This window comes from Streptomyces sp. CA189, from assembly GCF_056428985.1.
Genome location: NZ_JBWJVM010000086.1, coordinates 24,556 through 35,954, shown reverse-complemented (window position 1 = coordinate 35,954; position 11,399 = coordinate 24,556). Strand labels below are relative to the sequence as shown.

Sequence of the window (11,399 nt, the reverse complement as noted above, 5' to 3'; positions counted from 1 at the left end):
CTGTGGCCGATTGACGGGCAGGGGGGGGCGGGTGGGCTTCCCGTCCTTCTGGGCGGGGAGCCCGACTGGCGTTTTCAGGCTAGTTCGTTCCGTTCCGCTTTCCCTGATGCGCTGCATTCCACGCTCCCTTCTCCGTTGATCGTCGAAGAGGCTACCGGGGCGGCGCGAAGTGTCATTTGCCGGCCCTACGGAGCTCTATGTCGCGGTTCGCAAAGAGGTGTACATACCCGCAGGACCAGCAGATCAGCGCTGTGGCCGACTCGTTCGCCCAGGCCAGGTTGAAGAACTCCATCCCCGTACTGTTGAGCAGCACTTCCCGCTTGCGGAAGGTGTCTTCGTCGCAGAACAGGCAGCGGATCCACCTGCCCCCGACCGCCGCATGAAAACGCTTGGCCATGCCCCTCCCCAGGATGACGTTGCCGGACTCGGATCTCTCGTCACCGGAGCTCAGCTCGTCCCGCCGTGCTTCCCGACACCTTCACGACTGCGGCCCCTGGCTGAGTCTGCCCGTCCGCACCCCGGCGTGTTCATCGTGACTCCGGGACGGCCCACTCGCACTGCTGGCGCCCGGCAGTCTTCGATGCCTCCTTGATGCTGGTCACTCATCTCTATGGCATCAGGGGCCGCCGCGCCGTTGGGCTCTACCTGGCTCCGAATCCGTCCGCACAAACCGGGTAAAATGTCATAAAAGATGAACTGGTGGTGTTCTCCTTCGTCCCGTCGGGAGGCGTAGGCAATGGACCCATGGCTGATCTGGTTGATCGCCGCAGTTCTCCTGGGTGTGGCGGAGATCTTCACTCTCACCGCCGCACTCGGGCTGCTCGGCGGCGCCGCGCTGGTCACGGCCGCCCTCGCGGCGATCGGACTACCAATCCCGTGGCAGTTCCTGGCATTCACACTCGTGGCGACGGCCGGTGTGATGTTCGTGCGCCCGGTCGCCATGCGTCGCCTGGTGCCACGGGAAAGCGAGCATTTCGGCGTGGAGGCCCTGATCGGAGGGGCCGCGTACGTGACTGCCGAGGTGACGGGATCGAGCGGCAGGGTCCGCATCGGTGGCGAGGAATGGACGGCCCGCGCCTACGACGAGACACAGGTCATTCCCCCCGGAACGACCGTCGACGTCATCGAGATCAAAGGCTCCACCGCGCTCGTCTACCCCCGGGAGTGAACTATGGAGATCTCGGCGTTCCTCATCGCCGGCCTGCTGATCGCGGCCTTCGCGGTTTTCACCGTGATCCGTGCCGTGCGCATCGTCCCGCAGGCCCGCGCCCGCAACGTCGAACGGCTCGGCCGCTACCACCGAACCCTGAAGCCCGGACTCAATGTCGTCATCCCCTACATCGACCGCGTGTACCCGGAGATCGACCTGCGCGAGCAGGTCGTCTCCTTCAAACCCCAGCCCGTCATCACAGAGGACAACCTGGTCGTTGAGATCGACACCGTCCTCTACTTCCAGGTCACCGACCCGCGTGCGGCCGCCTACGAGATCGCCAGCTTCCTCCAGGCAGTGGAGCAGCTGACGGTCACCACACTGCGCAACGTGGTCGGATCCATGGACCTGGAGAAGACGCTGACCTCGCGGGACACCATCAACAACCAGCTTCGCGGGGTACTCGACGACGCCACCGGAAAATGGGGGCTGAGGGTCAACCGGGTGGAGATCAAGGCCATCGACCCACCGCAGTCCATCAAGGACGCGATGGAGAAGCAGATGCGTGCCGAGCGGGACAAGCGGGCCGCCATTCTCGGCGCCGAGGGCCAGCGCCAGTCCCAGATCCTCACCGCCGAGGGCGACAAGCAGGCCGCGGTACTCCGCGCGGAAGGCAACCGGACCGCCGACATCCTCAAGGCGGAGGGCCAGGCACGAGCCATCGACGAGGTTTTCCAGGCCGTGCACCGCAACGATCCCGACCCCAAACTGCTGGCCTATCAGTACCTCCAGGTACTCCCCCAACTCGCGCAGGGCCCGGGGAACACCTTCTGGGTGATTCCCGGCGAGGTCACATCCGCCCTCCAGAGCGTCTCCCGCGCCTTCAGTGAGGCCCTCCCTCAGTCGGAGGCCACCCGCCCGACGTCGTCGGACGACTTGGCCGTTCAGGCCGCGAACGACGCGGCGAACGCGGCGGAAGCGGCCGCGGAGGCCCTCGCCGATGCCGCGAAAGCCGACAGCGCCGCCACCGGCGCACTCCCGCCGCCATCCCTCGCGAGCGCGGAACGTCGCCATCAGGCGGAGGCCCCACCTACGGATCCGCCAGTCTGACGGTCGCCCCTTCATCGCAGCAGATGCTTCACCCGTGCCACGACGGGAAGCCGTGCGCGCGTCACGCCTGAACCTGATCACTGCGAGCTGTCAGGTGGGCCGCAAGGCGCTGAACGCGGCGTTGACCAGCTCGGGCAACTCCAGGGCGCCGTCTCCACCCAGGCTGCTAGAGCCGTGGTCACTGCGGCAAGGGCGGCCGCGGCGGTGACACGGGCGGAAAGATCACTCTCCTCCGGGTTTCGCGATCTCAGAGCCTCCGCGAACAGCCGCTGAGTCGCGTACTGGGTGCCCCATTCGCGGCGCCGGCGTTTCGAAGATGAGGCGGGTGCGGGCCAGCGCCGCGCCCGCAAAGGTGATCAGCCAGTTCATGCGGACTCCCTGCCCCGTCGCTCGTCGCCTCAGCGCCGTGGCCGGCCTCCCGGGAGCCCTCGCCACACATGCCGCGTCCGCTCAGCAAAACCTCAAATCCGGATAACGATCGCATCACCGGCCCTGGGAATCGCACACCATCCGCCCGCAATAGTGATCTGCATCACTAAAGATCGGATAAAGGTCGTGCTATGAATACGCAACTCCGCTTCGGCACTGCCCTTCGCCGCATGCGGAGCGCCGGCACGCACCGGCCACGTACGAACCAGGGAAGTCCCGCTCCAAGTCCACGGATCGAGACGACCAGGGTCGCCGACCGGACACCGGCGTTCGCTCAAAGCCCGCATCCACAGCCGCCGCACCGCACTGCGGCGGCTCTGCGCCATCGAGGTTTTGCCAGATGTCACTCGACACCATCACCACCTCCGTAGACGAAGCCGTCAGCGGATTCTTCGAGCCCATCGCCAAGTGGCTCGGAGACATCGTCTTCTACTCGGTCCCCGTCAACGGGACCCAGATTCCGCTGATCGTGGCCTGGTTGGTCGTGGCCGGTCTGGTCTTCTCCGGCTGGTTCGGCCTGGTGCAGATACGCAAGTTCCGCCTCGCGGTGAACGTGGTGCGCGGGAAGTACGACGAGGAGGGGTCGGCCGGTGAGGTCAACCACTTCCAGGCCCTGACCGCGGCCGTCTCCGGCACCGTCGGCCTCGGCAACATCGCCGGTGTCGCCGTCGCCGTCTCCATCGGCGGTCCGGGCGCGACGTTCTGGATGATCCTCTGCGGCCTGCTCGGCATGGCCACGAAGTTCGTCGAGGTCACCCTCGGCGTGAAGTACCGCGAGGTGCACGCCGACGGCACTGTCTCCGGCGGCCCGATGCACTACCTGCCCAAGGGTCTGGCCGACCGCTTCGGCGCCAAGGGCCTGATGCTGGGCAAGGTGCTGGGTGTCCTCGCCTCGGTGATGATCCTGTTCTTCGGGCTCTTCGGCGGCAACCTCTTCCAGGTCAACCAGTCCTACGCGCAGCTCGTCTCCGTCACCGGCGGCGACAGCGGCCTGATGGGCTCCTCGGCCGGCGCGCTGTTCTTCGGCATCCTGATCGCCGCCCTGGTCGGCATCGTCCTGCTCGGTGGCATCCGCTCGATCGCCTCCGTGACCAGCAAGCTCGTCCCGGCGATGGCCGGCATCTACATCGTCGCCTGCCTCGTGGTCATCCTGGTCAACGTCTCCGCGGTGCCGTCCGCGATCTCCTCGATCATCGAGGGTGCCTTCAACCCGCAGGGTGTCGTCGGTGGTGTCCTCGGTGCGCTGATCGTCGGCTTCAAGCGGGCCGCGTTCTCCAACGAGGCCGGTCTCGGCTCCGCGCCGATCGCGCACTCCGCGGTCAAGACCAAGCACCCCGCCAGCGAGGGCCTGGTCGCGCTGCTGGAGCCGTTCATCGACACCGTGGTCATCTGCACGATGACCGCGCTGACGATCGTCATCGCCAACCCGGCCAGCTGGGCCGAGGCCCGCAAGGACGGCGGCGTCGGCGGCGTGACCATCACGTCGGACGCCTTCGGCACGGTCCTGCCCTGGTTCCCGTACATCCTCACCATCGCGGTGATGCTGTTCGCCATCTCCACCGTGCTGACCTGGGGCTACTACTGCATGAAGGCGTGGACGCACCTCTTCGGCCGCAGCAAGACCAGCGAGCTGACCTTCAAGGTCTTCTACACGCTGTTCGCGGTCGCCGGTTCGCTGCTCACCCTGCAGACCCTGATCGACATGGCCGACGCGGTGCTCTTCATGCTCGCCGTCATCAACATCATCGGCCTGTACCTGCTCGCGCCCGTGGTCAAGCGGGAGCTGAACAACTTCCTCGAGTTCGTCCGCCGCCGCGACGCCGGCCTCGACACGGACACCGAAGCAGACGAGGACGACGACCAGGAGCTGGTGAAGACCACCGTCTGACCGCCCCCGCGGCCCGGCTCCCGAGCGGGCTCGTACCCACCTCGCGCCTTGGTGTGTACGAGCCCGCTCGCATGCGTTCTTGCAGGTGAGAAGCCCTCTGGTGGGATCCGGCGGCCCGGGATAGGGTGTAAAGAACGCGTCAAAGGGCAGCTGAGCTGCTGGTGACGCGCGGTGTGCCGGGAAGTCTGGTCGGCGTCCTTGGGGCCGTGTGCCCATTTTCAGCCGACATCCCCGGAAGGCCACCCCCTTATGAGTGACCAGCGCCCGCGTATCGTCTTCGGTCTCACGCCGTGGCCCGAGCGGCAGGCCATCGCCTCCGCCCTGCGGACCGAGACCGTGGGTGGGCTGGTCCTCCTCGCCGCAGCCGTGATCGCGCTGATCTGGGCCAACACCCCCTTCAGCGGCACCTACGAGGCGATACGCGACTTCCACTTCGGCATACCCGCCCTCGGCCTGGACCTCTCGATCGGGCACTGGACCGCCGACGGACTCCTCGCCGTCTTCTTCCTCGTCGCCGGCATCGAACTCAAACGCGAACTCGTCGTCGGCGAGCTGCGTACCCCCGCCACGGCCGCCCTCCCGGTGATCGCGGCGTTCTGCGGGATGGCCGTGCCCGCCGCGCTCTACGCCGCGACCGCCTGGGCGGGCGGCGGCAGCCTCGACGGCTGGGCCGTGCCGATGGCCACGGACATCGCCTTCGCGCTGGCCGTCCTCGCCGTCATCTCCACGCACCTGCCGGCCGCGCTGCGCGCCTTCCTCCTCACCCTCGCCGTCGTCGACGACCTCGGCGCCATCTTCATCATCGCGGTCTTCTTCACCACCGACCTCAACCTCTGGGCGCTCGGCGGAGCCTTCGCCGGACTCGTCGTCTTCTACTTCCTCCAGCGCTACCGGATCCGCGGCTGGTGGTGGTACGTGCCCCTGGGCATCGCGATCTGGGCGCTGATGTACAACGGTGGCGTGCACGCCACCGTCGCCGGCGTTGCCATGGGCCTCATCCTGCGCACCACCCGCGACAAGGGCGAGAGCGCCTCTCCCGCTTCCCGGGTCTCGCACTTGCTGCACCCCTTCTCCGCCGGTGTAGCAGTGCCGCTCTTCGCCCTCTTCGCGGCGGGCGTCAGCATCTCCGGTCCCGCCCTGGCGGAGGTGTTCACCAGCCCTGAACCGCTCGGCGTCGTCATCGGACTCATCGTCGGCAAGGTCATCGGCATCTTCCTCGGCACCTACCTCGCCGCCCGCTTCACCAAAGCCGAACTCAACCCCGACCTCGCCTGGGCCGACGTCCTCGGACTGTCCGTCCTGGCCGGCATCGGCTTCACCGTCGCCCTCCTCATCGGCGAACTCGCCTTCCCCGGCCAGGAGGTCGGCGAGCACGTGAAGGCGGCAATCCTCATCGCCTCTCTCACCGCCGCCGTCCTGGCAGCCGTGCTCCTGCGCCGCCGCAACACCCTCTACAAGCGCCTGTACGAGGAAGAGAACCTCGACGCCGACGCCGACGGCATCCCCGACATCTACCAGCGCGAGACGAAAACCTCCGCGTCCGAGATCGGCTGAACGACGAGGGCCGTCAGCCCCCAACACGTTCGCCACGACAGCGGGCCGATCGGAGAAGTACCACCCGGGAGCGGTACGCCCGCCACGGCCGCAAGCAGCATGCCGACGCGGCGTTCGGTGCCGCTGGTGAGGAGCCGTACCGGGCTTGAGGGGCAAAAAGTCGGAGTCACCGTTCGGCGCCCGCCGCGAGTCGGCGACCAGCTCTGACGGCCCGTACCAGAGAAGCGATCGCCATTACGCCGCAGCCGATTCCTAGTGCTGCACACGCCGTGACAACGCCCCTCGGCGAGTCGGCCATCCGCGGCAGCGTGTTCAGCGGAACCTGGAGGTACAGACACAAAATCGCGTGGGCATACGGCCTCCTCACCTCTCGCGCACGAAGCCCTGGCGGCGTCCAACCGACGAGCAGGGCAATCGCGAAGGGCAACAGGAGCAAGGTCCCCGTTGCGAGGGCGAGGGCAACCGGGCTTCCGTTCATCGGTACCTCTCGCATGCGGATGCCCCATACCAATCGGTCACGACCGCGAAACTGCATGCCGGGGTCCGGCAGTATGCGACGTGCGGAAATGCCGCCAGTACAGCCTCAGGAGAGGCGCGGTGCTTCTTCCCGCCGATTTCGCTGCACCGTCCAGCATCGGCGAACCCAGTCTCCGGTTTCACCGATGGCAGCCAGGAGGGCGGCGGACACGGTGCTCGACACGAAGTCGACCGGATGGCCTGTCCCATGGCCCGGCAGCCAAAGAGCACCGGTGAGCACGGCCCACCAGCCGGCGAGCGAAACGGCTTCACGCCGCCTGGCGCCCGTCCGACGCGGTGTGCGCGACACGGCTTCAGGACCACTCGCGAGTGGCCGCGGCCTGGCGGCGCTCACGGGTGTAAGTGGCGAAGCCCAGAATCAGGCAGCCGGTGACGGCGAAGGCCCCGCCGGCTGCTGTGCAGGCGAGCGTGAGGTCTGGAGAAGCCCCGGCCAGGCGGGGCAGCGCGTTGACGGGTGCGGTTGTATAGATCAGCAGAAGGCACCGCCGCGCGGCCTCACGGGCGCCAGTCTGCCGCGCAGCCGCTCCGGCACTCGGTCTGTGGCCATAGCCAGGCCTGTCGGCACCATGGTGAGGGTGAAGACAGCAAGACCGATCCACTGCCATTTCATGGCTCGGGCTCCTGGGAGATGGGCAAGCGGTACAGGGATGTTCGTGCTGTGAGCGAGAGGCCTCTAACGGCGGTCGCCCGATCGCGGTGCGGCCTGGGCACTCTATCGACGGTGCGGCCGTGGGAGCAGGGGCGTTGCTGTCGGTCTTCGCGCTCCAGGTTTGCCGGTGCCAGGCAGAGTCCTGCGAGTCGGCAGGCTCCTCGACCTTCCCTACCCGGGTAGTGGTTCCGAGTCTGGGCTCGCCGCCATGGCGGCCTAACCGTCACAACGCAGCTCGGGAGTGACCAGCTCTCTAGCCTCTACAGTTCGGCAACGACCGGGCGCGCTTCGTCAATACGGCCTGCTGGCTGCCCTGAGTGCGACCCGTCTAGCGAGCCGCGCCGTCATTCCTTCGCGGGCCACCCCAACAGTCTGGCGCCGATGACCGCGGTCTGAAGGGTGTAGCGGTGGGAGGGCTCACCGGGGTCGATCTGTGTCAGGCTCTGGATGCGTTCCAGGCGGTACGTCAGGGCTCGCACGCTGAGCGAGAGCCTGCGTGCCGCCTCCACCGCTACGCAGCCGCTGTCGAAGTAGGCGGTGAGGGTGTCGATCAGGGGCTGAGCACCACCCCGGGCCTGCTGAAGCGGGCCGAGCGTGCTCTCCACCAGGTCGGCCATGGCCTGCCGGTCCCGTGCCAGCACCGGGTAGACCAGCAGGTCGGCAGCATGCAGCACCGGGTCGTCCAATCCCATGCGGTCCGCCAGGTCGAGCGCGTTCAGCGCCTCTTGGTAGGAGTGGACAACGCCCCCGGGTCCTGGGTGGGCGCGGCCGACGGCAACCCGGCCACCGTCGGTCGCGGCGTACGCCTGCTTGGCGAAGAACGCCAGCACATCCGGCTTGTCTCCCGGCGCCACGCAGATGAGTCGTCCGTCCTTGGTGGTGAGGAGCGTGTTCTGGTCGCCGAACCGGGCCAGGACGGCGGTTTCGATGCCGCGCGCTACCGGGTAGCCGTCACCGTAGGGTTCCGGGCCGATGGCCACCGCCACCGCGTGGGCCTGTGACAGCCGCAGCCCGAACCTCTCAGCCCGTTCGGCGAGACGGCCCAAGTCGCTGCCGCCGTACAGGAGGTCGTCGATGAACTCACGCCGAGCGGCTTCCTCTTGTCGCACCGCCAGCCTCTGCGCCCGCTCGTAGCCTTCGGCGAACGCGTCGACGGCCTGCTCGACGGCGGCCAGCAACTGATCGCGACTCTTGGCCGGCAGCGCACCCTGAACCACTCGCGCCTCGGCGAGGTGTGCGCGGACGAGTTCTCGCAGCGCAAGGCCGGCTTCGGCTGCCCGCACGCCCTCGAACCGCCGCGATTCGATCTCGTCCCGGGTGAGCCGACGGCCGCTGGCACAGGTGTCCAGAAGGATCTTTCTGTATCCCGCCAGATACTCCTCCGCAGCCGTCCGCTCCACCGTTCGCTCCCCCATGAGTCTTGACGTGTTCTTGACTCCGCCCAAGGGTGCCATGCCGGTTCCGTTCCACCGCGACCGGCATCAAGAGCACGTAAAGACTGCCGGAACCCGGAAATGCACACTGCGACGAAGGCGGGCAGGATCACGCTTCGAAGGGCCGGCTCACCGCCGGTCGCCACGTGCAGATGCGCCTGTGACCATCAGCCGAGGCAGCCATGACCACGGGGGGCCAGGTATGACCGCGGCAGTACATCCCAGACACCCCAGGGCCGTGTCCATCCCTCCTCACGGCCAACAACCGGAGCCCGCACAGCGGATGGTGGTCTGCGGCAACGACGGGCTGGCCCACCGGCTGGCTGCGGAGCTCGAGGGCGTCTACCGCGAGCACGTGACCCTCGTGGCCCCGCCGAGCAGTGCCCCCAGACCGGCCCCGGCAACGGTGAGGAGCGCGAGTTCGCCCGGCGCTTCCTCGGCTGGGTTCCGGCAGCCCGCAGCCGACCCGTCCCGTTCCCGGGCAACCCCCCGGCCCCGCCGGGCGTACGGTTCTTCGGGGCGACCGAACCGGACGAAGAAGTGCTGACTGCGGCCGGCGTGGTGAGCGCCGCAGCCCTCGCACTCGTCTACGGGGACGACGAGACCAACGTGCGCGCCGCGCTGGTGGCCCGTCGCCTCAACCCCAGGCTGCGGCTGGTGATCCGGCTGTACAACCGCAAGCTGGGCCAGCACCTGGAACAGCTGCTGGACCAGGCGGCGATCATCGCGGAACCCGGTATCGACCTGCGGGAACTGGACTCGTCGACCACGGTGCTATCGGACGCCGACACGGCCGCACCCGCTCTGGCCGCAACCGCCGTCGCGGGGACCAGCAAGGTGGTGCAGGCCGACGGGCTACTGCTGCGCGCCGTGGAACGCACACCTCCCGGCCCGGGAGAGGTCGCTGATCCCGGCCTGTGCACCCTGGCGTTGCTGTCCTCCACCGCGAGCAACCCCGCCGGCAGCGAAGGCTCGGAAGCAAGCGGGAGCGAAGGGCCCCAACTGCTCCCGGACGACGCCGCGGTGGCCGCGGCGACCGGCCGCGGCATCATCGCGCTGGAGACCGTCACCCACGAAGGACCCGTGCCGGCCACACGCCGCCTGGGCACGACGGCGCCTCCCATGGGATCGATCTTCTCCAAGCGGCTGCGCTGGTCGCTGGCCGGACTCGTGGCCGCCGTCGGCGTCCTGACCGTCGCGGCGTGGTGGGTCACCGAGGACCATCTCCTGCACGCCGCCTACTTGGTCCTGCTGGACATCTTCGCGATCAACGATCCCGCCGTCGACGACCAGACCGCAAGGCAGATCCTCCAACTCCTCGCCGGACTGACCGGGATGCTGATCCTGCCGGTCCTGGTGGCCGCAGCCCTGGAGGCACTGGGCTCCTTCCGCAGCGCGGGTGCGCTCCGGCGTCCGCCCCGGGGCCTGACCGGGCACGTGGTCCTCCTCGGGCTGGGCAAGATCGGAACGCGGGTCCTGGCCAGGCTGCGCGAACTGCACATACCGGTGGTGTGCGTGGAGACGGCCCCGGACGCACGCGGAGTCGCACTCGCCCGAGCCCTGCGCGTACCGGTCGTCCTGGGCGACGTCACCGAGGAAGGGGTCCTGGAGAGCGCCCGTATCCACAAGGCCGGGGCTCTGCTCGCCCTGACCAGCTCCGACACCACCAACCTCGAAGCCGTGCTCTACGCCCGGACCGTGCGGTCCGACGTACGCGTGGCTCTGCGCCTGTACGACGACGACTTCGCGACCGCCGTCTACCGCACTCTTCGCACCGCGCACCCCGAGGCCCTCACCCGCAGCCGCAGCGTCACCCACCTCGCGGCGCCCGCCTTCGCCGGAGCGATGATGGGCCGGCAGATCCTTGGGGCCATACCCGTGGAGCGCCGCGTCCTGCTGTTCGCCGCGGTAGAGGTGAGGGGTCACCTCGAGCTCGAAGGCAGAACCGTCGCGGAATCCTTCCGTCCCGGGGCCTGGCGCGTCATCGCGCTCGACACCGCGGCACCCGAGGAGCGGCGCCCGGACCTGGCGTCGACGCCGGACGGTGAGCGGGACCCCTTCCCGGGCCTCGTCTGGAACCTCCACCCCGGCTACGTCTTCAAAGCTCAGGACCGAGTGGTGATCGCGGCCACCCGACGCGGTCTCGCGGAACTCCTGGGACGCCGGAGCAGCCCGGTGACGGGCGCATGACGGATACGCCTGTCCCGTCAACGCGTTGTCAACGACGGTCTCCGAGGAGGAGAGATGCAGTACGTCTGGCTGGGGGCGCTCACCACGTTTGCTCTGGCCGTAGCGATAAGCGGTGTGGTCGAGCTTCTCACCGGGTGGATCCACCCATGGGAACGGGCGCGGGGCGTACGTCCCGTGCCTCATGGTCTCGGTCAGATGCTGACGGGGAGCGGCGGCCTGTGCTTTTTTCGGTGTGTTCGCCTTCTCACCTACGGGGGACGTACTTCTGTCGCTCATGGCAGTGGGCGCTGGGCTCTTGCTCACCGGAACCATCCTGGTGGGTGTGTCCAGGTCTCCGTGACCACTCGTGCCTGCTCATGACCGCAACCGGAGGGCGATGGCTCGGGCAGTACGGAAGACTGACCCGGAGGGGTCTCTTCCTGCAGGCCCACGTGTCATGGGACCCTGGGGCCGCTCGCC

At 68.2% G+C, this 11,399-nt stretch carries 6 protein-coding genes and 1 pseudogene; 5 read left to right on the top strand and 2 right to left on the bottom strand.

Annotated elements, in window-relative coordinates:
* Positions 1–172: 172 nt before the first annotated feature.
* Positions 173–397 (bottom strand): hypothetical protein, encoded by a 225-nt coding sequence (locus tag AC061S_RS37860; RefSeq protein WP_478690410.1) that lies wholly within the window; start codon positions 395–397, stop codon positions 173–175.
* 339 nt (positions 398–736) lie between these two features.
* Here AC061S_RS37860 and AC061S_RS37855 point away from each other — a divergent pair, with 339 nt between their 5' ends.
* The 4 genes from AC061S_RS37855 to nhaA all read left to right on the top strand — a co-directional run bounded on the left by AC061S_RS37855 (position 737) and on the right by nhaA (position 6,131).
* A complete protein-coding gene (locus tag AC061S_RS37855; RefSeq protein ID WP_478690409.1) occupies positions 737–1,168 on the top strand; it encodes an NfeD family protein in 432 nt (143 codons plus the stop codon).
* A 3-nt stretch (positions 1,169–1,171) separates the two neighbouring features.
* Positions 1,172–2,260 carry an SPFH domain-containing protein gene (locus AC061S_RS37850; protein WP_478690408.1) on the top strand — a complete coding sequence of 363 codons (1,089 nt, stop codon included), beginning with the start codon at positions 1,172–1,174 and terminating at the stop codon, positions 2,258–2,260.
* Between the two features lie 769 nt (positions 2,261–3,029).
* On the top strand, positions 3,030–4,577 hold the full coding sequence (locus AC061S_RS37845) for an alanine/glycine:cation symporter family protein (protein ID WP_478690407.1): 1,548 nt from the start codon (positions 3,030–3,032) through the stop codon (positions 4,575–4,577).
* A gap of 249 nt (positions 4,578–4,826) precedes the next feature.
* Positions 4,827–6,131: a Na+/H+ antiporter NhaA gene (nhaA, locus tag AC061S_RS37840; RefSeq protein ID WP_478690406.1), complete on the top strand. Its 1,305-nt coding sequence runs from the start codon at positions 4,827–4,829 to the stop codon at positions 6,129–6,131.
* A gap of 1,530 nt (positions 6,132–7,661) precedes the next feature.
* On the opposite strand, the gene AC061S_RS37835 is transcribed toward nhaA, so the two are convergent.
* Complete coding sequence (locus tag AC061S_RS37835) at positions 7,662–8,717, bottom strand: PucR family transcriptional regulator (protein WP_478690405.1); 1,056 nt, start codon at positions 8,715–8,717, stop codon at positions 7,662–7,664.
* Positions 8,718–9,033: 316 nt separating this feature from the next.
* Between AC061S_RS37835 and AC061S_RS37830 the strand changes: the two are divergent.
* Positions 9,034–10,940 (top strand): annotated as a pseudogene (locus AC061S_RS37830) (NAD-binding protein).
* The last annotated feature ends 459 nt before the right edge of the window (positions 10,941–11,399 follow it).